This is a genomic window from Herbaspirillum sp. B65 (assembly GCF_000333555.1).
GTDB classification, from domain to species: Bacteria; Pseudomonadota; Gammaproteobacteria; order Burkholderiales; family Burkholderiaceae_D; genus Herbaspirillum; species Herbaspirillum rubrisubalbicans.
This window is the reverse complement of record NZ_BADI01000748.1, coordinates 1-21,567: the sequence shown is the minus strand read 5'-3', so window position 1 is coordinate 21,567 and position 21,567 is coordinate 1. Positions and strand designations below refer to the sequence as shown.

The 21,567-nt window shown below is 57.4% G+C and carries 16 protein-coding genes and 1 pseudogene; 3 read left to right on the top strand and 14 right to left on the bottom strand.

Annotation, left to right across the window (positions count from 1 at the left end; translation table 11 throughout):
* Together I5W_RS17610 and I5W_RS17605 are read right to left on the bottom strand one after the other, a co-directional pair.
* The coding region (locus tag I5W_RS17610) for an esterase/lipase family protein (protein WP_044530191.1) at positions 1-1,268 on the bottom strand (1,268 nt) is incomplete at its 3' end.
* A 3-nt stretch (positions 1,269-1,271) separates the two neighbouring features.
* Positions 1,272-4,007 (bottom strand): type VI secretion system Vgr family protein, encoded by a 2,736-nt coding sequence (locus tag I5W_RS17605; protein ID WP_044530190.1) that lies wholly within the window; start codon positions 4,005-4,007, stop codon positions 1,272-1,274.
* Between the two features lie 342 nt (positions 4,008-4,349).
* Between I5W_RS17605 and I5W_RS17600 the strand changes: the two genes are divergently transcribed.
* Positions 4,350-5,969 (top strand): acyl-CoA synthetase, encoded by a 1,620-nt coding sequence (locus I5W_RS17600; RefSeq protein WP_044530193.1) that lies wholly within the window; start codon positions 4,350-4,352, stop codon positions 5,967-5,969.
* Positions 5,970-5,992: 23 nt separating this feature from the next.
* Here I5W_RS17600 and I5W_RS17595 read toward each other — a convergent pair whose 3' ends face one another.
* Entirely contained in the window at positions 5,993-7,270 is a 1,278-nt protein-coding gene (locus I5W_RS17595; protein ID WP_044530189.1) for a DUF445 domain-containing protein, read from the bottom strand.
* Positions 7,271-7,528: 258 nt separating this feature from the next.
* Between I5W_RS17595 and I5W_RS17590 the strand changes: the two genes are divergently transcribed.
* Positions 7,529-7,789, top strand: coding sequence for a helix-turn-helix domain-containing protein (locus I5W_RS17590; RefSeq protein ID WP_017452712.1), 261 nt, complete (start codon positions 7,529-7,531; stop codon positions 7,787-7,789).
* Between the two features lie 46 nt (positions 7,790-7,835).
* Here the strand turns inward: I5W_RS17590 and I5W_RS17585 are convergent, their stop codons facing one another.
* Both I5W_RS17585 and I5W_RS17580 read right to left on the bottom strand, forming a co-directional pair.
* Complete coding sequence (locus I5W_RS17585) at positions 7,836-9,251, bottom strand: heavy metal sensor histidine kinase (protein ID WP_044530188.1); 1,416 nt, start codon at positions 9,249-9,251, stop codon at positions 7,836-7,838.
* Positions 9,248-9,919, bottom strand: a complete 672-nt coding sequence (locus I5W_RS17580) for a heavy metal response regulator transcription factor (protein ID WP_017452714.1) — start codon at positions 9,917-9,919, stop codon at positions 9,248-9,250. The genes I5W_RS17585 and I5W_RS17580 overlap by 4 nt, the downstream gene beginning before the upstream one ends.
* Before the next feature lie 221 nt (positions 9,920-10,140).
* Here I5W_RS17580 and I5W_RS17575 point away from each other — a divergent pair, with 221 nt between their 5' ends.
* Positions 10,141-10,431, top strand: coding sequence for a DUF4148 domain-containing protein (locus tag I5W_RS17575; RefSeq protein WP_017452715.1), 291 nt, complete (start codon positions 10,141-10,143; stop codon positions 10,429-10,431).
* A 17-nt stretch (positions 10,432-10,448) separates the two neighbouring features.
* Here I5W_RS17575 and I5W_RS17570 read toward each other — a convergent pair.
* The 9 genes and pseudogenes from I5W_RS17570 to I5W_RS17535 all read right to left on the bottom strand — a co-directional run.
* Positions 10,449-10,778 (bottom strand): annotated as a pseudogene (locus I5W_RS17570) (EAL domain-containing protein); the annotation flags it as partial.
* Positions 10,779-11,535: 757 nt separating this feature from the next.
* Positions 11,536-13,383 carry a TniQ family protein gene (locus I5W_RS17565; RefSeq protein WP_044530187.1) on the bottom strand — a complete coding sequence of 616 codons (1,848 nt, stop codon included), beginning with the start codon at positions 13,381-13,383 and terminating at the stop codon, positions 11,536-11,538.
* A complete protein-coding gene (locus tag I5W_RS17560; protein WP_044530186.1) occupies positions 13,380-14,366 on the bottom strand; it encodes an ATP-binding protein in 987 nt (328 codons plus the stop codon). Before I5W_RS17560 ends, I5W_RS17565 begins: the two co-directional genes overlap by 4 nt.
* Positions 14,366-16,378, bottom strand: coding sequence for an integrase (locus I5W_RS17555; RefSeq protein WP_044530185.1), 2,013 nt, complete (start codon positions 16,376-16,378; stop codon positions 14,366-14,368). The genes I5W_RS17560 and I5W_RS17555 overlap by 1 nt, the downstream gene beginning before the upstream one ends.
* 16 nt (positions 16,379-16,394) lie before the next feature.
* The gene (locus I5W_RS17550; protein WP_252717086.1) at positions 16,395-17,147 is read right to left on the bottom strand and encodes a Tn7 transposase TnsA N-terminal domain-containing protein; all 753 of its coding nucleotides are present in this window, start codon (positions 17,145-17,147) and stop codon (positions 16,395-16,397) included.
* Positions 17,144-17,734 (bottom strand): hypothetical protein, encoded by a 591-nt coding sequence (locus I5W_RS31440; protein WP_148289138.1) that lies wholly within the window; start codon positions 17,732-17,734, stop codon positions 17,144-17,146. Before I5W_RS31440 ends, I5W_RS17550 begins: the two co-directional genes overlap by 4 nt.
* Positions 17,735-18,086: 352 nt before the next feature.
* The gene (locus I5W_RS32130; protein WP_159106131.1) at positions 18,087-18,257 is read right to left on the bottom strand and encodes a hypothetical protein; all 171 of its coding nucleotides are present in this window, start codon (positions 18,255-18,257) and stop codon (positions 18,087-18,089) included.
* Positions 18,258-18,526: 269 nt separating this feature from the next.
* Positions 18,527-20,311, bottom strand: a complete 1,785-nt coding sequence (locus I5W_RS17540; protein WP_044530183.1) for a UvrD-helicase domain-containing protein — start codon at positions 20,309-20,311, stop codon at positions 18,527-18,529.
* On the bottom strand, positions 20,308-21,567 hold a 1,260-nt coding region (locus I5W_RS17535), incomplete at its 5' end, for an ATP-dependent nuclease (protein ID WP_044530182.1). The genes I5W_RS17540 and I5W_RS17535, both read right to left, overlap by 4 nt.

Below are 21,567 nucleotides of genomic sequence, written 5' to 3'. Positions count from 1 at the left end.
TGACGAAGGCGGATCCTTCGGAACCCTACCTTTCCCTCTCTCTCTGCCCGCTCCCGATCCTCTTTACCCGCCGGATCAATCAAGTCCTCCCGCACCAACTTCCACCAATCCGGCGTATTGTTCAGGTAGATATTCGCGTAGGGATCCCCCTCCCCCAGAAAGCTCTCCAACTCCTCGGGCATCCCACTCTGCCCAATGGCCCGATAACTAGCCCGCAGCCAATGCTGTTCGCCGCGATTGGTCCAGGTCTTGTATTGCGGCGTCGGTAGCAATTCCAAAGGGCCCGGTGCATTGGCCATCACTGCCGTGCAGTCGGCGGCATTGCGACCCAGGACCACCTGGGCGATTCCCTCAAACCCCGCGCGGATGCGCTTGTACGTCGCGGGTGCGCCAATGGCGGGCATCACACCGTGCACCACGCCCAGAATGCGTTGATCCATTCCGGGGAGCTGGGCGCAAGCCCGCGCCACCAGTCCGCCCATGCTGTGGGTGACCAGAATCACTTGCTCGCAATGCTTTCCCTTGCTGCGGTAATACGCGGTGATGCGCTCGATCTCGGCTGCCAGTCTCTCGGCGGAGTCGCTATTGCTCTGCAACCAGTTGTACCCAACCGCATGAACCGGATAGAGCAATTCGGCAGCATCCCGCAAGTGTTCTTCCTCCAGCGGAACAAAAGGCTTCTGCGCCCCCAGCTTGGCCGCATCCTGCCGATCCATGACCAGCTCCTTCCAATGGGCCGTCAGCACCTTCCCCTGGCTGGCAGGATCGAAGATCATCGCCATGCTGGTCTCCAGCAGCGAGAGAATCCGTGAATAACTATCTTCATGGAGCTGTCCCCAGCCACGCCACTTGATGCGCTCGTCATCGGTCTTGCCGGGCGCCAGCGCGAGCAGGATCTTGCTGGTGTCGTCGGGCGAGGCGGGTCCGTCTTCATCCACCTCGGTGGTATCCGGATTGAGCAGTCGTTGCCGGTCTGCTGCCGTGCGCACCAAGTACTTGAGCCCCAGCACCAGCTCCTCCCATTTGGTATCGGGCGGATACCATGCCGCGCCCTTGTCGCGCCCGATGACCTTGAGTCTGGTTCCCATGATGCCGGGCACGAACAGGATGGGGACCACCGCATCCGGCGTGGTCAGGCACAAGGCCCTGACCTTCATGTTCTGTCCGGTCAGCACCGACTGCGCCACGTCATTGCCGTCTTCATCCCAGGCCGTGCCGACCAGGCGGGTCGGTTCGGCTGCCGGGATCGGATTGGAAGATGCACTCATCGTCTACTCCTTCACTATGCGCAAGCGCGCGATACGCAAGGCCATGTCCTGGCTCAACACCGTGCGGCCCTGCTCATCGGTGACGCCTTCGATGACGCTGCCATCATCGAGCTCAATGCGGTAACGCTGGCGCACATGCGGGCGCCCACTGCCACGCCGTGCCAGGATGAAGCGCTCATCGGTGCGCATCTGGCTGGCCGGCAATGGCACACCCGGAGGCTGCGCGTCGGTACCGTTCAAATGATGGAAGTCGGCCGAGCGGATGACGTGGTCGCCACTGCTCTGCTGGGTGATCACGCCACCGCCCAGGTCGATCTGCGCGCCCTCGGCCAGCAGCCGCAACTTGGGGGCCTGCAGCACGATTTCATCGGCGGCGGTCAGGACGATGCGCTTGGCCGAGCTGGCTTCGATATCGTCGGCATGGGTGCTCAACTCCAGCTTGCCGCGCGCGGCCACCAGCTTGATGCCCAGACGCTGGGCAAACAGGCTGATGCTCTCGGCCACGCGTGCCAACAGTCGCTTGCCCACCGAGAGCTGGGTGTTGCCCACGCTGATGATGTCGACCTGGGTCTGCGCCCCGATGGCCACGCCGTCTTCGCTGGTGATGGCCACGCCCGCCGGGGCGGTGACGGCGACCACCGGCTTGCCGCCGCCACTGCCCTGGGCATCGGTGTTGCTGCCGGCCTCCCAGCCTGCAAGCTGCTCGCGCAGTGCCTGAAAGGACTTGGCCTCGGTGCTGCCAGCATCATGGGTCTTGGCCAGCTCGGCCAACTGCTGCTGGACATCCTGCAGCACGCGCAGCAGGCCCAGCATTTCCTGGCGGTCGAGTTGGCCGCCGCTGGCGCGCTCGCGTGCGGCAGCGCTGATGAGTACGCCCCGTGCGCCGCGCAGGGCCAGTGCTTCATCGGTGCGCAACTCGGCACCTTCGCCGCGGGCTGCGCCATGGCCTTCGTGGCGCGGATGGGTGAGCCAGCCCAGGTTCAGTTCGCTGTGGCCATGCTCCGAAGACAGTTGCGCGCTGATCTGGTGCGGCGTGTCGTCCAGTCGTAGCTGGTTGTAGCGGTAGCCCTGGACTTCCTTGCTCTTGATGCCTGCCAGGAAGCGGTTGCCGGGCAGACTGCCGATCTGGCTGAAGGCAGGCGGCAAGGCCAGGCCGCTGTAGACGCGGCCCACCACGATGGGCTTGTCAGGATCGCCGCCCAGGAAGTCGACAATGACCTCATCGCCGATGCGCGGCAGGCTGATCGCACCCCATTGGCTGCCGGCCCAATAACTGGCCACGCGTACCCAGGCCGAATCACGTTCGCTGTCACCGGCGCCGGCGCCGTTGGCATGGGCGTGATCTTCGATGCGCGTGCCGGGGAAGCGCAGCTTGATGCGGCCCAGTGCGTCGCAATACAACTCTTCACCTGCCGGGCCGACCACGTGCGCGTTCTGCAGGCGCGGCCTGGGCAGGTCGCGGCGCGGGTCGAAGGCCGGCAGGATAGGCGTGCCACGGCGTACGCAATCGAAGCGATTGAGGTAGCGCCGGCCTTGCGCATGACAACGCTGGCGCAGCGCTGCCAGCTCCGGCGCCAGGGGCCAGCCGGCCAGCGCGCCCGAGGACTGCAGATGTTGGTCCAGCGCGGCCGGGAGATTGTTTTCGGCATAGACCTCCAGCCGGGTCAGGATGAACTCGCGCTCATGCGCAGGGTGGCGCTCCAGTTCCGGGTGGTCTTCCACCGCGATCCATTCGCCCACGCGCAGCGCGCGCACGTCCGATTCGGCGTGGAAGCACTTGGTTTCGTAGGCGTGGCGCTGCATTCGCAACTGGCCCAACTGGTGATAATCCTCGCTGTCTTCGCCGATGTGCGGGGCGTCGACCAGATAATCGTCCAGGAGAGAGGCAAACTGATTGCCCAGCTCGCCCTGGTCCATGCGCGTGTCAGCATGGCTGCGCATGGCCGCAGCGGGCACATGGTCCCAGGCATGACGACTCACGCTGCCGGGCCGCAGCTGGCGCGTGGCGCTCCACCAGAGGATGCGGTCCTGCTCCTGGGGCGCATGGTCGCGCCGGTAACGCACCGTCTGCGCGACGTTGCGCGGCAGCTCGAAGGCCTCACTGAACAGCACCAGGGTGTGGCGCGCGCTGTCGCTCTGGCCCGGCACAGACCGCCCACCGGGGCGGATGAACCAGCCGATGCCGCGCCGCTTCCACAGGCGGCGCAGAAAGTCGGCATCGGATTCGTTATGCTGCATGGTGAATTCGCGCGCCGGGCCAAGCTCGCTCATCAGCGACCAATCCACCTCGAAACTGCTGGCCAGCAAAGCATTGCGTTGGCGCCATTCCTGCAGCATCACCTGGGTGATGTCCTGCTCGCTGATGTGCAGGAAGACGCGGGTATTGATGCGCTGGCCCATCAGCGCCAGTGCGTCGCGCACCACCAGGCGATAGCGCGCCAGACCTTCCTCGAGCTGGCCTTCGGTGGCTTCGGCGACGAAGCCGCAGACCGTACGCAACTGCCCACCGTCGGTCACGAACTGCAATTCGAGCGGCAGCGCCATGAATTGCTTGAGCTCCAGATCGGGGGTAGTCGAGATGCAGAGCAGTTGATAGTCCAGCGCACCGCAGACGGATTCGCTGCCGGCCACATGGGTGACCAGCAGTGCTTCCTGCAGGTGCTGGTGCGAGTCTGGCAAGCGCAGGCGGATGGCGCGCGCCGACTGGGTCCAGGCGGCCAACGCGGTGATGAGGGTCATGGGTAACATGCGGAAGTCCTCGCGGGCGCTGTCTCACAGGCCGATGCGGCGAAGACGGCGCAGGTTAACGGGAGGGCTCATGCTAGCGGCAGACCACGCGCAGTTAAGTGCGAGGAGGAGGAGTTGATGGCGAAAATCGTCGGAGTTCGACTGGCGCACTTACGGCATGACATTTCCTTGTGCCCTGCTGCCAGCGGGCAGGGGACGTTATGATAGGCAGCCAGCAACATCCACCATTCCCGGAGCCCGCGCCCGATGCAGGCCAGGCCCACCGCATCCTCCAAGGAGACCAACGTGACCCCAGACATACCGCCACGCCCGACGATCACTCGCGCTCATTACCTGCATGACGGCAATGGCAATCAGCAAGAGCGGACGCCCTACGCATGGCACATCCCCGAGTTCTTCAACATCGCCATCGCCGCCTGCGATCGCTGGGCCGATGGCAGCGGTCGCACCGCCATCCTCTGCGAGGAGAGCGACGGCAGCGTCACCACCTGGAGCTTCGACCAGCTCAAGACCTTGAGCGACCAGTTCGCCAATGCGCTGGCCGAGGCCGGTATCGGGCGCGGGGATCGCATCGGCATCTACCTGTCGCAGCGCATCGAAACCGTCATCACCCACCTGGCCGCCTACAAGCTGGGCGCAGTGACGGTGCCGCTGTTCTACCTGTTCGGGCCGCAGGCCATCGCCTACCGGCTCGACAACAGCGAAGCGGCGGCGCTGGTGACCGATGCCAGCGGCATGGACAAGCTCCACCTGGCAGGCGAACTGCCGGCATTGAAGGTGGTGTTCTGCGTGGAGCCGTCCGACATCGTGCTGCCGCAGACCACCGACTTCTGGGATCGCCTGCACGCTGCCTCGCCGGTGCTGGAGCCGGTCATGACGCGCTCCGATGAGGCGGCCATGATCATCTATACCTCCGGCACGACCGGCAAGGCCAAGGGTGCGCTGCACGCGCATCGGGTATTGCTGGGCCATCTGCCGGGGGTGGAGGTCTCGCACGACAGTTTTCCGCAACCGGATGACCGCTTCTGGACCCCGGCTGACTGGGCCTGGATCGGGGGCTTGCTCGACGTGCTGCTGCCGGCGCTGTATCACGGCGTGGCGGTGCTGGCGCGGCGGCTGGAGAAGTTCGATGCCGAGGCGGTCTTCGGTCTGCTGGCGCGGCATCAGATCCGCAATGTGTTCTTTCCGCCGACCGCCTTGAAGATGCTGCGCGGCACCCCCGATCCGCGCTCGCAGTGGCCCTTCTCGCTGCGCAGCGTGGCCAGTGGTGGAGAGACGCTGGGTGACGACTTGATCGCCTGGGGCCGCGAGGCGCTGGGCGTGACCATCAACGAGTTCTACGGCCAGACCGAGTGCAACCTGGTGGTGTCCTCTTCCTCACAGCTCTATCCCAGCGCCTCAGGCAGCATGGGGCGCGCGGTACCGGGGCATGAGGTGCAGATCGTCGATGAAGAAGGCCATCTCCTGCCGCGCGGCCAAGTGGGCCACATCGCCATCCGCGCGCCGGACCCGGTGATGTTCCTGCGCTACTGGCGCAACGAGGAGGCCACGCGCGAGAAGTTCGCCGGCGACTTCCTGTTGACCGGTGACCTGGGCAACATGGATGAAGCCGGCTATATCCGCTATCTGGGGCGCAATGACGACGTCATCACCAGCGCCGGTTATCGCATCGGACCGGCGCCGATCGAGGAATGCCTGATGCGCCATCCGGCCGTGCGCATCGCGGCGGTGGTGGGGGTCAAGGATGCGCTGCGTACCGAGGTGGTGAAGGCTTTTGTCGTGCTCAAGGAGGGTCATGCGCCAGGAGCCGCACTGGTGGCGGAGCTGCAGCAGCACGTGCGCGCGCAACTGGCGGCCCATGAATATCCACGCATGATTGCCTTCGTCGATGCCTTGCCGACCACGGCCACCGGCAAGATCATGCGCAAGACGCTCAAGGAGATGGAGCCGTAGTGCCCATCATCACCCGGCCTGGCTCATGCGCCATGCACCAGCCATTGCATCAGCCATGACAGCGCGAACAATACGGCCCCGATCAGGCCACCGACCAGGGTGCCGTTGATACGGATGTATTGCAGGTCGCGGCCGATGTTCAGTTCGATCTGGCGCGACAGTTCGGCGCTGTCCCATTGCTTGATGGTGTCGCTGATGTGGCGCGTCAACAGTTGCGCCAGTTCCGGGCTCAAGGTGGCCACCGCCTGTTCCAGGTGCTTGTTCAGAGAGGCGCGCAGTTCGGCATCGTCCTGCAGGGCGCGGCCTATCCATTGGGTCGCTGCCGCCGCCTGGGCGTGCAGGGCCGAGTCGGCTCGCTCCAGATCTTGTCGCAGCCAATCGCGCAGGCTGTCCCACAGGCCGGCCACATAGGCGTTGACGGCCTCGCCCTGCAGCACTTCGCGCTTGATCTCTTCGGCCCGCGCGCGCAGGGCCGGGTCTTGCTTGAGGCGGGTGATGAAGCTGGCCAGTTGACGGTCGAAGGCCTGGCGCAGCGAATGATGCGGATCCTGGGCGATGCCGCTCAAGAGCTTGTCGAGGATGTCGGCCAGGGTGGCGGCGGACTTCTCGCCGATCCAGTTGGAGGGCAGCAGTTTTTCGATCTTGGGATATTCGCGCTGCAGCCAGTCGACCATGCGCTCGGCGATGAAATCGCGTGTCTCTTCGCGGTTGAGCAGTTCGGCCAGGGCCACGATGGCGCGGTCCAGCAGTTGCTGGTGGCGGCCGTCAAGGGTCAGGGTGTCCAGGATGCTGGCCAGCGAGCGCGACAGGTCCAGCTTGCCCAGCGCGGTATGCAAGGCCTCGCGCACGAAGGCCTGGATGCGGCGGTCGTCGGTGAGCGTGAGCACGCCCGCCACCGCCTGCGCCATGTAGTGGCCCAGGCGGGCGGCATGGTCAGGATCGGCCATCCAGGCCGAAAGGCGCTGCGCCGGGTCATGGCGGCGCAGCAGGTTCACCAGCGATTGCGGACCCAGGAATTTTTCTTCCACGAACACCGCCAGGTTGTCGGCGATGCGCTCCTTGTTGCGCGGGATGATGGCCGTATGCCGCGCCAGCAACGGCAAGGGAATACGCCGAAACAGCGCGGTCACCGCAAACCAGTCTGCCAGCGCACCTACCATGGCCGCTTCGGCCATGGCGCGCAGCAGGGCGCTGCCGGTGCTGGGCGGCGCCAGCGAGGCAGCCACGAACAAGGCTGCCGATCCCAGCAGGCATCCCATGGCCCATCGTTTGGTACAGCGCAAGGCGTGGTGTTTTTCCATGGCAGAAGATGAGAAAGGACGCGGCGGCTCGCTCGCCCGATGGGAGGAGGAGTGCAAACTAAAGGCAAAGTTCTGAAAATTTTCTAAAGATCACTAGTAGATTTTCGAAAAATGACGACTCAAATTACGAGAGTAATCTCGATAAATTTCGATTAATTGCAAAGAGATTCGAGGGTATAAGTGTTTGTCACCAATAGTTTGTGTCTTTGTAATTGTAGCTAATCGACCGTCACCCCTAGCCGCCCGATCCTTGCGCTCATGAAAAATCAAGAGACTCCACCGAGCGCCCGCGTTATCTTCGGACAAAACGTCCGGAGGGTACGCCGGCTGAAAGAGATGTCACAAGAAGAACTTGCCTTCCGTGCTGACATCAGTCGCACCTATCTCAGCGAAGTTGAACGCGGTGAGAGGAATATTTCCGTCGACAACATGGAAGCCCTGGCCATCGCGCTGGAGATGGAACTGCCGGACCTGATGCGCATCTCGCTGCTGTCACTACCCAGTGAAGATTCACGCTGAACCGGTGGCGCCGCGGCGCTGACGCTCACTGCCTCGCGCCAGCCTTTCAGGACTTGTCCGACGAACTCGCCTGCCCCGTGGGAAAGCGCAGGGCAAATACCGTCTGCCGGCCCGGTTCGCTATGCACGCTGGCCTGTCCGCCATGCAATGCCATGATGGTGCGCACGATGGCCAGCCCCAGTCCGCTGGAGCCACCGGCGCTGCTGCGCGAGGGGTCGGCGCGGTAGAAGCGATCGAAGATACGCTCGACCTGGGCGGGTGCAATGCCCGGTCCCGGATTGGCCACCTCGATGATGGTGGCTCCTTCGGTCAGGCTGGCCTGCAAGGTAATGACACCGTCGACGGGCGTATAGCGAATCGCATTGGCCACCAGGTTACCCACCGCCCGGCGCAGCAGCATGGTATCGGCCCGCAGGCGTCCGGCGCCGCTGACGGCAATGCGCACCTGCGCCTCCTCGGCGATACCCTCGAAATACTCCGCGATGCGGCTCAGTTCCTCCGCGACATCCAGCTCCTGCAGCTGCAATACCACGTGGGCATTGTCGGCGCGGGCCAGGAACAACATGCTCTCCATCATGCGCGAAAGCCGTTCGTATTCCTCGATGTTGGAACTGAGCAGGGCCTGGTATTCATCGATGCCACGCGGCTTGCCCAGCGCCACCTGGGTCTGCACCATGAGATTGTTGAGGGGCGTGCGCACGTCATGCGCCAGATCGGCCGAGAACTGGCTCAATTGCTGGAAGCTACGATGCAGGCGGTCCAACATGTCGTTGAAGGATTGCACGATCTCGTGCAGCTCGCGCGGGGCAGCCTGCAGGTCGAGCCGGGTGTCGAGCTTGTGGGCGGAAATGGCGCGCGTCTGCGCCGCCATCATGCGCAAGGGAGATAAGCCGCTGCGCACCAGGAAATAACTCAGCAGCGTAGCCAGCAGGGTGCCGATCCCCGCAGCCCACCATACGTCGGCGCGATAGTCAGCCAGCAGCAACATGCGGTCCGAGGCGGTGCGCACCACCAGCACGATGGCTTTTTCACCGGAGCGCGTAGTCGGCATACTGGCGATGTAGCGTGCGCGCAGCTGGCCCACGCGCAGTGCTTCGATGCGGTCCCAACTGCGGATGTTGATCGCCGACAGATCCAGGTCCGGGGCACTGCGCGCCGGGTCGTGGCTTTCCATGAGGGTGCTGCCATCGGCGCGGGCGATGCGCACCAGCATCTGGTCGTGGCCGGAGAGGGTGTCGAGCATCAGGTGGCGGCGCGCCAGGATATCCTCCAGCGATGCGGCGTGTTCCACCAGGTGATTGATGGAGCGGCACTTGCCGGCCAGTTCTTCATCGTCGCGCCGCTCCAGTTGCACATGCAGCGAATGCGAAAGATAACTGCCCACGGCGGTAAAGAGGGCCAGCGCCAGCAGCCCGAACAGCACCACCAAGCGCAGACTCATCGACGCCGGGGTACGGCTCACCGCCTGACCTCGAAGACATAGCCCATACCCCACACGGTGTGCAGCAGTTTCTGGTCGAAACCTTCATCCAGCTTGGCACGCAGGCGCCGCACAGCCACGTCCACTACGTTGGTATCGCTGTCAAAGTTCATATCCCACACTTGCGAGGCAATCTGGGGGCGTGACAACACTTCACCCGGGCGACGGATCAGCATGTGCAACAACGCAAATTCCTTGGCGGTCAGATCGATGCGCTGGCCGGCGCGGCTGACCTTGCGGCGCACGACATCGACCACCACGTCGTCATACTCGATCACATCGGCCTCGCGGCTGGGGCCACGCCGCAGCAGGGTGCGCACGCGCGCCAGCAATTCGGTAAATGCGAAGGGCTTGACCAGGTAATCGTCGGCGCCCAGCTCCAGGCCCTTGACGCGATCTTCCACTTCGTCGCGCGCAGTCAGAAACAGCACCGGCGTGTCGTGCGTGCGGCGCAGTTCGCGCAGGATGTCCCAGCCATTCATGCCGGGCAGCATCACATCCAGGATGATGAGTTTGTAGTCCAGCGTGCGCGCGTTGTGCAGGCCATCCACGCCGGTCTGCACCCAATCCACCACGAAGCCGGCCTCGGTGAGGCCGCGCCGCAGGTAGTCGCCGGATTTCGGTTCATCTTCTACCAACAGGATATGCATGATCGGATCTTTGACGGATAAGCCGGTATTGTGAACCAGCGGCGTGCGGCATTCATTACAAATCTGTAATGACTAGGCAATCTTTCTGTGCGCAGCCACGCCCTAGAATCCATTCCAACGATACGCCGGAACCAGTCCTGACGATCGCGCCGCCCCTGCCGCGACCTCCCCCATAGAGCGCCAGCGGGCCTTGTAAAACCTCTCTACAAAGGAGCCCCACCATGAAAACCTCGCATCTCATCATCGCCACCCTGGCCACCGCTTTTTCCGTCTCGGCCTTCGCCCAATCCACCGTCACCACCGAGGCCGCGCGCGACCAGGCCAACCTGAGCGCCCGTAACAACTACCCCGTCGTCAAGTTCGAGAGCAGCAAGACCCGCGCCGATGTCCTGGCCGAACTGCAAGCCGCGCGCCTGGGCGAGCCGATGCACAACAGCGGCGCCAAGCCATCGGCGAGCGACAACAGCACCCAAGGCCAGGCCTTGGACTCCTCGCTCTACAACGGCGCGTAAGCAGGCTGTCGTGATGCTCAAGATGCAGGTAGCGGCGTCTGCAACAGCGCTGCGAACTGCTCGCCCGGCATCGGCCTGCCATACCAGAAACCCTGGTACAGCGTGCAACCCTGCGCATGGAGCAGGTCGCGCTGCTCCTGGGTTTCCACCCCTTCGGCGATGATGGACAGGCCCAGGCTCTGGCCCAGCATGATGATGCTGCGGATGATGCTGGCCGTGGCCGCATCGGTCTGGATCTGGCGCACGAAGCTCTGGTCGATCTTGATCTGATCGATGGGGAAACGCCCCAGATAGGAGAGCGACGAATAACCGGTACCGAAATCGTCCAGTGAAATTGTAGACGGATGCATAAACTGAGAAACCCAAGCCTTGCCAGACAAGGCTTTTCGGGATGCTATGAATGCATAGCTTGAGAAATCCCGACGCATAAATCGAGAAATTTTTACTGCTCCAACCGCACCGCGACTCTGGCGCCGCTCCTCGGAAATTAGCCCTCCCATCATCGCATTCCCATCAGCTTATGTGGGCTCAAGTGGGCTCACTCGCCATCCGCGAGAGGCACTATCGAAAAATGTGCCGAGGAACTATAGAGATTTTATAAAAATATGCGCGGAATGGAAGAGCAATGGCAATTTATTTATTATTTTGTGTCGAGATTGCCCTATTAAGTCGATACCACGCTGCTAGCGATGATATTCATACTCCTGCTTATACTGCAAAGCAGGAACTGCACAATCATCGGTCAGCATGAAGCCGGTGTAAGCATGGCATCACTTGGCTTCGGAATAGGGGCTTAGGTAATGCAGGAACTGCCGCCTATGTGGACGAGATAACTAGCACCAGCGTATAGGGGACACCAGATTCTGGGGGGATGTTTTGAGATATCTGGCACGCTGGCGAAGGCAGAGGCGTGAAACGAAAGTCTACCGGGCGAGGCCGGCTCCATTCCGTAGCGGTTATGGTGAGGCTGAGTGAAGGCGATTCTCGGGCATTGGTCCCGGGAGGGCTAGGCTCAGCCTCACCAACCGTAGTTAGAGTGAACTACACCTATATTTCTCTGGCTGAGCCCTATAGCTAAACGGAGAAAGAAGGCAGAGGAGAAGTCTAGCCGTCTATATTGGGCATGGGAACAAACAGGTCTTTTCCCGCCTTGGCGCCAAGGACGGCAAGCTTGCATAAATCAGCCGTTCTAACCAAAACCCCACGCATCGCCCCATTGGGCAGCTGCTGTGCACCGACGAATTCGATGCCGACTAACAATTTGGATAAAGCAGATGACTTCGTCTCGAGAGCTCGGGCCAGTTCCGCAATGGGTACAAACTTTTGACGGAATGTCAGCAACTGATGCGGCAAGACCACTCGGCATCGTTGCCCTCGAAGCACAATAGATTCGGATTCCAACAGTCCCGTCTCTATCCAGTGCGAGATGCTCTCCCACTTCCAACCGGTGATTTTTGAGAGTTGCTGAACCGAGAATCCTGATTCAAGTAAAGGAGTGCCGAAATAAGGAACAACGTCGCTACGCAGAAACTCCATTTCTCCTAGTCGGCTGCCAATCTCAGCAGCGGTAATCGTCCCATCAACTACGGCTCGCATGGTTTCTTGAATTGCTTGCTTATCTCCCATACGCCGAGTGGTCAATCCTGCCCAGGTTATCTTCTCGCGTACTCCCGCAGCTCTAGGAACCGCCATATCGCGGACTCGCTGTGCCAATGTCTGTATTGAATTGCGTTCAATCAGACCGCCTTTCAAGATATCGTGGCGCCAATTGACATCTGAACGAATAACACCTGCCAACATCATGTTTTGCACGACCGAAGCTGGCACACCCATCAATTCGCCTGCTTCTTCTTCCGATATCCATCCGTTGCGGCTTTTTTTTATGCGTTCGACTTCCTCAAGAGGAATTTCATAGAGCTCCCCACGCGTCCCCACACGGCGCGTTCGATGTGCACATTCGCCATTTTGTATGGCCTTATGCAATCGAGAATCGCTGATGCCAATACTCCTCGCTGCCTCAGGCCTACGAATATACGCGGTCACACCTTCTACGATTGACTTAGCAGAGTCCATACCGAGGGCACCATCAAAGCGCTCAGCCGCTACTTCAATGATGCTGGTTAGGAACGGCTCTAGCACTGTGCCTTGGCAGAGCTTGCGTAAGGTAACGTACCATGGCCCCAGAAGCGAGTTCAAAGTGCGCGCCTTAGGACGCCCTGCGGCAATGCGCATCTTCACATGAGATTGGAATCCATTTGGCCATGCTGCCAAAAGAGCTTCGAGCGGCGCGAGAAAATCAATTGCACTGTGCACATATCTGGGCTTTAGCGAACCACGTCGTGGTACCGAATTTTCTGGTTCTGCATAGATACACAACGTACGAATGACCTGAGCTAAGACGCCCACATCTATTCCATTCATCGCCGGCTCAATTCCACCCGAGTGGGCACCACCACTAGCAATTAACGTAGACAACCAGAGCTGGGAAGGATTTGCCGCATTCCGAGGCAACATGCCTAACGGATGACCACAGTCACAGCTATCGATGTGAAACCGATGCGGTGAAAGCGCCGCGCCACATTCATTGCAATGGTCAACAAGCTTTGTATGGTGATGAGGGCATGCCGTCACATACGCATGCTCCCAATAGTCACGAATATATACTGCCTCCAAAAGGCAATCAGGGCAAACCGCATCTGCTAGGCTTCGACGAAGCCCTTTAGCCGTTGGGGCCATTTCATCTTGTCGGCACGCGAATTCTGCCCATTCAAGCTCTAACCCGAGAGCCGTCGCTACGGCTTCCGGTTGCGTTAGGAGCGCGTTGCGGTTGCGTGGCAAATCAGCAAGCCCGGCCAACTCCCGCCAAGAAACAAGATTGTCCGCAGCAAGCCTGCGGTAGTAGCCCATAGCTGACTCATGGTCATGCGGAGCATAGGTTACAACCAACGTCATTGGAGAGCTCCTTCTCGGCTGTCAAGGATTGGAACCTTAAGCTCGTTAATATTCATCACCTGAACGTAGGCATCATGGAGCGCGACAGCGGAAATTTTCTGCTCACAATCAAAGCTTTCGAACGCCCTAAATTGGCTTGAGCCGACAGACTCAATGGCAATAGCGGCAGCCCGACAATCCTCAAACCCGACCGACCTCGGCATTTCCCGTACCAATTGACCAGCAAGCTCCTGCATGAACCGACTCAAAAGGCCAACTAACCCGCCGGTCAGCAAATAACACTGATGGGTAAGAGCGAGCGGCGGTAGTGCGATTGGAAATCCCGCGGCAGAAAATAGATTCGCATACGTCGCCACGCAGGTGTGAAATGCTTGCATACTTTCTTGAATCCGAGAGTCATAGGGCAGAAACCTACGCGCCGCCGATGCCCGCATCCGCAATTGTTCGTTGATATCAAAGAGACGCTCCAGTCTCGGCACACCAAAAAGGAGCAGAGTTAGATTCTGGGAATCTGCTAACCACTTAAACCAATCCCCAGCACTACGAGATGGAACACGTGCACCGACCTCCACGAGGTGACTTGCCTCTTCGAAAATAACCACTCGTGTGCCTGCCAATTTCAGTTGCTCTTGCATGCGCTTTCCCATTACACCGGATGTAATATTTCCCTGTATCGGAATACCAAGCGCGGTCAGCACGCTGGAAGGCAACAACAGAGGTGAAACCGGCGTCGGTACCGGGACAACAAGCACGGGCACTTGTCTACGCCCATTAACTTTGTTTTCTGGGTAGTCTCGACTGAGTGAGTTAATCAGCATGGATTTACCGACACGCGAGGGACCGATTACACGTTCAATACGGCTAGCGGCACCATCAATTGCGTCCTCAATACGTTGCTTCAATGGAAGGAGCTGTTTCAGAAATTGAGGATGCTGCAGTTCACAGCGCTCGATATCGACACGTAACTTCTTCGCGGGCATCATCAGATTTCATCTCCGCTGTCACGATTAAGCACAGTTAGAAGAGGTGTCGGTTCAAGCATGGCAGTTTCCAGCTGAATTTGTTCTACTGATTTTTGCGACTTAGCCGATTGCGCGGACAGCATCGGACTCTTCGGAATTGCTGCCCGCTTTATCGCATTAATCTCCCTCGTTCTGTCTTTTGTTTCCCGGTTTCGTTCACGTTTGCTAGGATTTTTAGCGCTTGCGGAACGCTTCCCTTGCGAGCTTCGGTCTTGCAATTCTTGGGAAAACTTATCCGCTCCAGGAATCTGGCTGGTGCTGCGTTTCGCCTTTGCATAGCGCTCCTTCGCCTCCCTAAATGACCATGCTGGAGTCTCAGGCTTGAGATACTCAAATTCTAGTTTGACCAACGGCTGGTCATCCCCTTCTCGAACATAAACATACCGAAAATCGTCTGGGTTAAAGACGATAGTCAAAAATTGCTGTTCACCATATTTATCAATCAGCGTCCCGAAATCTTCTCCTTTGTAGTGAAGTCCATCTATCGTGACACCCGTCTTTCTACTTAATTTACGTTCCACTTGCTCGTACAAAGCCGACAACCAATCGGCACGGGAGGGAGGAAGTGCAATGGGGACGCACGACTCTTCAAAGTAGGCTAGACGTGCCAAGGGTGTTGCGCCTTCCACGTTGCTGTCGAGAACGGTCTCCCACAGCAAACGGTCGAGTTGATGATTGCCCCATTTTTCGTAGTACCACCTTACAATCCACCGCTCTAGCTCATCTATATCCATGAGCTCGTCGCCCAATGCGAGCGGGTCACGCAGACCATCTTCGCCGTCGAGTCGAGTACAACCAGGCAGCGTCTCTATGTCTTCTTTGAGCGAACCGTGGAGCCGCTCAATAAATGGCTTCTCCTGGCCAGCACGCGCTCTGCAATGTTTGGTATCTACATAAAGCTTCTGCAGATTCATGATTCTTCCGCCCTGATTTTCTGCGCCGTTGTCGAATAGAAGTTGCGCGGGTGTACCGTAGGCCAAGATGTTGTAAGAGAGGTCTAATTTCTTCAATCTCCGCGCACGGGCATCCGGCGTCATGTACATCTCAATACAGGCAAGCGAGTCACTATCGGTGGGCGCGCCTACGACGAGACACCAACCAAGTGGAAGACCTGTACAACAGTCGATGGCGTGAACCAGGTGCACTTGGCTAGAGATACCGCCAGGCGTCCTAACAACGAAAGGTAGATGAACAGCATCTTGCTCAACTCGCTCAAGCGGCTGCTCCGCTCTGATGCGTTTTCTGGCTACGGATTTGCCAGCAATTGCGTCTTTGGGCAGCATTCGCGCGGCACTAGGGTCTACATGTACGAGCCGATGGATGGTGTTCTTGACGAATCTAGTGCTGATAGGAGGTGCGTCTTCTGGAAGGAGCGAGCCGCGTACACTTCTGTCCGCTTTTTCAGCAATCTTTTTGATAGACCATAGCGAGTGAGGCTGTAGGTAGTGTTCTCTCGCAAGCTGGCAAATGACATCAATCACCTTTTGCGGATAGCGCTTAGTACGGTTGCCTTTGTTTTTTGCACCGCGAATTAAAGGCAAACCTCTCATTTCCAACTGGTGGTATCGGTACAACGTTGCTAATGCAGGAAATGCGGGCGAAGTAGCGGTAGCCGCCGTCTCATATTCTTCCTTCGTCTGCCGACATGCTTCTAAGAAACTGATTTTTCCCAACTTCTGATTGTCCTTTACAGTCCGCATGACTTGGCGGATGAAACTATCCTTCTTGCGAAGGCTTTCGTCGAATGGTTGCGCCACCAGACTGACAAGCGGCTTTCCTTTTCGGAGGACGGTCATCGTCCCGTTATAAATCTCTTCCGATACCTTGGTCATCTCTACATAGCAGTCTTCTTTCTTTTCTGGGTCGAAGACTTTGATGCAGCCGCCATGAAGATGTGGGTCCACGACCTCCAGATAGTGTTGGTGGTTTTTGGGGTCAGCCAAACGGTCATGAATAAGCAAGGTCCGAATCATTGCACCACCTCTTCAATCAAGCAGAGATGGTCAAATCGCCAAATCCGAGAGTCAGCGGCAAGGCACCCTTTATCTGAAAACGAGCAAGGTCGGCACTTAGAACGCCTTTGACCAACAAGATAGGTATGAGCCCCGGCATCAGCTGCAGGTCTTTACACAGTTGGAGCATCGTCGTAGGCACGCCGCCGCATCGCTGACAAACACGTTCGACCAAGTCTTCATCGAAATACGTGTGAATCTGCTGTGCCGCCTGTTTGAGCAGGTGAGCGTTCAGGCGGATAGGGTGGGCCGTGTTCTTCGGAAAGACCACTGTCCGCAGCGGATAATTGTTGGCTGCCAGCACTGGACGCGCTAGTTCAATTTTTTCTTGATACAGCTCATCCCCTTCAAATCCCTCGGCTTTGACTTCAAGTGAATAGCGTAGGCCGTCCATATGCACAACACTAAAGTCAGGCGTATAGAACTTCGGACCTTCGGCTCGATGGTGCCTCCGCCATGCGGTGCTTCTGGCTTCGGTGGTTAGCAACAGACGTTGGTCAATGAGGTCGACGGTGAACGGTTGAGGTTGAAAACTACTCACACGCGGGTCGATGGAAAGCAGCCGAGCCGCAAACATTTCCCCGTCCGATTCAACGGTAATGTGACCGCCAGCCTTTTCCATAAATGTGCCGTGCTTTGCTTTACCAAACGTCGGCGCCGTCTGTCGAATACCTGAGTTTGTTTCGTTCAGACGCCCACGCCTTCCATAGGTCACTGAAGTGCGATTCATGACAGACCTCCACGGGCTGCGATAGGACTCAAAATGAGCAATGCTGCGGCGAGCACGAATGCTGCTGTAATGGGGGAGGCAACGGTATTGAGCGGAGGAAGGCGCATCTTTTGAGCAAACATTGGGTGGCAAATAAGTTCATTAGCCGCGCAGCTTACAAAAGATTTTTTGCGAAAGATAGACAGCAAATCGGCGACGTTACAAGCAAAATCAGAGGATGTGCCTGATTTAATAGCGATTTTTTTGATGAAAAAATATTTTGCACTACAAGCTTGTAACGAAATCACTACAAGCATCACCGCTGCACAAAAAAGCGGCAAGGCAGTAGCTCCCAAAAATGGAAAAAGGCCTCGATAAGGGCCACGCAGCGGCGGGCGGAACAGCGCGGAAAATAAGGTTACACCGGAAGAAAAGTTATCTCCGCTACATCTTGTACTTCGCTCCCGGTATCGGTGCTCGGCATTTATGCGCGGACCAAACAATCGTAATTGTCGATAGAGAAATCCGACAACGATTTCAGCAACTGCTATCTCATGAACTCGGCAGCGCTCAGCCGACCATAGATACGGTGTCAAACCTTGTTTCATTGCCTCTCTCCTGCAGTTGTACCCTCTCATAAATAGGGCATCCTCCGCAGGAAGCGGTTTTACTACTGAGCGGACAGGGCGTTCTTCAGTTAAGCACCGGCATTGCACCGACGCTTTCATACGTTAGACAACTTAACCGCCGATTTCAAGGACATATCGTACGGCCAAAGACGACCAGTCTTTGCCTTTGTCATGGCATCCGGCAGCACTTCTGCCGCACGTGCGGAAAGCTCACTGATGAATAAGACGTCTGTGACCAGCCCACCGAGGGACGAGGACAGCTGGTTCAGCGATGACGCAGGATTTGGGCGACCGCTTCTATGCTCGTAGCCTAGGTACTCCACCGCGTTGTCTACTTCTCTGGTGAAAGCCGATTGAGCTTTTCAGTTGCGGCCTGCACCTTCGTCTTCACTATCGGCTCAGTGGGCTCCCGCTCCGACGGAAATACGCGCACGGCCATTTTGGGCACGATGACCATTTCATGGCCCAATCGGTCGAGCACCGCCCTCAGGGTTGTGACCATGTAATCCGATTCCCCGCTGAGCACTCCCGTCAGCGTTCGCCTGGCTATGTCGGCGCTCGCGTAAGTCCTGTTGCGTTACCGTCTGCTTCTTCATGGCGTTGCGCATGAGAGTCGCGATGTCTGCCAGATTTCGCGCTGATGCCTCTTGAGTCTCAATTCCGGATGCGCAGCAAAGTAGGATTCAATCGGAATATCCTACTTTAATGGCCATGTTTTACCGTAAGTGCGGGTGAGCTTCACATCGTCATTTGTTTCGCGGCAGCGTTGAGCTAAGCTAGGTTGTATGGGAAGACACATCTGGCGAGTACCTCGGTCGGACGGTAGATAGGTCCAGTACGCCCGGACCTTCTGCCTGTTTCCGCAATTAGATGCAGGTGCTTTCTGGCCCTAGAGCCGACAACGTACAGCATCTTCTTCGCACTTACCTCGCCGTCGACATCTTTGGAATTGGGTACCATTCCCTGTAGAAGCGCATAGGCAATCACGACATCAAATTCGGCCCCTTTTACACCATGTATGGTGCTCACATTGATTCCACTGCGCGTCTTGAAGACTTTTCGGAAGAAATCGATATCGCGCAAATCAATGCCTTCTCCTCGTACCTTATTTAACTGTGCCAATGAGCTCGCGAAGAACGCAGCATGATGGGATGCCAAGAGCGGGAACGCTCGCCAATCAATTCCGAGGCGTTCCATGAGTTGCGAGAAATATTCAGTCAAATATTCGAGGCCATCGCGTTCATCGATATGAATCGAATTTGATTCGCGCAGAAGCACCTTGGGGGTGATGCTGCTAACGTCAATTCCTTCACTTTCAAGGTCACGGATTACTTCCGCAGCCCAGCGCATTCTTCGTGTGTACTGAGAAGGTGACGCTTGTGTCAACGCGATTCTTGAAAGCCGGTACCAGAAATTCTCGATGTCGCGACTGAACGGAACTATGCCAGGGCCATTGAATTCACAATGTGGAAGGGCCGCCATGAGACGCCGAGTCATTGCAGCCAAATGCATCCACCATGGAGCCAAAATGCAAATCTCACTTTGCGCTATTCCCGCATCTAACGCTTGTCTAACAAGGCGAACCACTTCGTCTATGAGCACATCCTTCTGGACAGTATTGTTGTATGTGACGATGCTGGGGAAGCCGCTGTCCGGCGAGGCCGCATAAATCTGCGTAGCAAAAACGTTGTAGTTCGAAAAATATTGGACTATGCGCGCAGATGAACGATAGTTTCCGGAAAGTTGCCGCTCAGTTAGCGGTTGACCGCACAATGCCCGAAAGTCCTGGGCAGCCATTGCGAAGCCACCGAGTGAGCCATAAATGGCCTGGTTTGGGTCGCCGACAATGAAAATTCGTGTTCGACCTTCACCTACTCGAAGAATAGCGCCAAGCATGGAGTATTGAATTCTTTTTGTGTCCTGGAATTCATCAACCAGAATGAGCGGGAACAGGTTCGATAAGACTCGGGCTATTTCAGGCTTGCTTTCTAATAGTCGCCACGCGTATTGCAGTATCTGCTCGAAATCCAAAATTCGGTTATCTGCCAAATGCTGGAAATAACGAGCATAGACAGCGTGAAGTCTTGGATGCTTGCTTCTGTCGATGCAGCTGAGATGATAGTCATCTTCAGTGACGTAGTAACCACAGTCCCAGAGGTCGACTCCTTGTGCGCGACAAAATCCCTCTAGCAGTTCTTCTTGCTCATGGACATCAATGATACGGAAGCCGTGGGCCAAGCGCGGGTCATATATCCCGTATGGCTTCAGAATCCACTCTAAGCAAAATGAGTGAATTGTTCCAATCCAAAGTTGTGACGTATCGATTCCGAGATTTTCAATGCGCTCGTGGATTTCATCCGCTGCTCGGTTTGTATATGTGAATGCCACGACGAACTTCTTCGGGCTTTGAATCCGCGACAGTTCATATGCAATTTTATAAGTAAGAGTGCGTGTTTTGCCGCTACCAGGGCATGCCACCAAGAAGACGTTCCCCTCATCTACAACCGCATCAGACTGTTCCTGATTCAAGTCTGCATCTGTCCAGGTGAAGCTCATGGTATGGCTCGCAGGAGGTCGCAGACCTGGTCGTCTGGGAGAGATGCGTACGTCTCATTTCGAATGGTATTGAAATCAACACCTTCGGTTCGATAGAGGCAGACACGGGACCAGTAGTCTTGCAATTGGACGGTAGGGAATTGGCCGTCTTGGCCAACGTAGTGTCTCAATCGATGGTGGAGTATTCTGAAAATCAGTTCACGTGAGAACGTTCCGTGGGCAAAAGCAATTGCTTGAAGAATGTACGCTGGAGTTCTAGCAAGGCCGTCAATGTATTTGCCCAAGAGGATGGCGAACCATCCCTTCTTTTTGTAGGCTGCCATGGTCAATGTTCGTCGTCCATAACGAGCGATTTGTCCGGATTGGAAATCTGCTCTTGCCTCAATTCTGGCTGCATCTTGGGCGTAGACCTCATCTATGGAGTTGACCAAGATATTCTGGTTGACGATAGCAAAGTCCACTTCGAAGGTGTATGTCGCATAAAATGGTTTGACCCAACGGTTCCCAAGTGCCTCAGCATCCAGTATGGCCTTTCGTGCAGCTCCGGCAGCTGCCGAACCTTCCATTTTCTTCTTCCACTTACGCGTGGGTTCGTCGTCAGCAGGAAGAATTTGAATGGGAGCATAGGCGGAGTCTTGGTCTGTAATAATGCTGCAACGCCGCCGAATTCGTTGGTTGTCGAAGAGGATGGAAATATTGCTAAAGCCAGTGCTGCCGATATTTACCAAACTAATTCCAAGCTCATCGAGGCTGACGCCTAACGTCTTCTTAATAAGAAGCGGGAGTAAGATAGCTTCAGCGTCGCCCTCGACAAGAAGAACGCTTTTCGCAAACAGAAGATTGCTCCGTACGGCATCCAGGTAGCGTTGAACTGCTCCAACTGCTGCTGGTTCTAGCCCGGTCGACGGATGAAACGCCTCGCAGGCCTTTCCGTTGCGGCCCAGGACATTCACGTTGCTAACGTTGCTGACTTCAGAGATATGGGTTGAGTGCGTGGAATAAATTATTTGCGCGCCGCTGTCGCCGATATTGTCAAACAAGGTTTTTTGCACGTGAGTGTGCAAATGCGCCTCGGGCTCCTCAATTAGCAAGAAGTTCGCAATCGTGTGCCTTGCATTCCGATACTTAAATTCGAGCAGCTTGAGCGTGAGGAAAATCAAATTGGCGCCACCAAGACTTAGCTCATGAATTGGCCCTTCATGCCCGTCATTGGATTCGCCGACAAATAATTTCAGCGATTGAAATAATCTATCTGT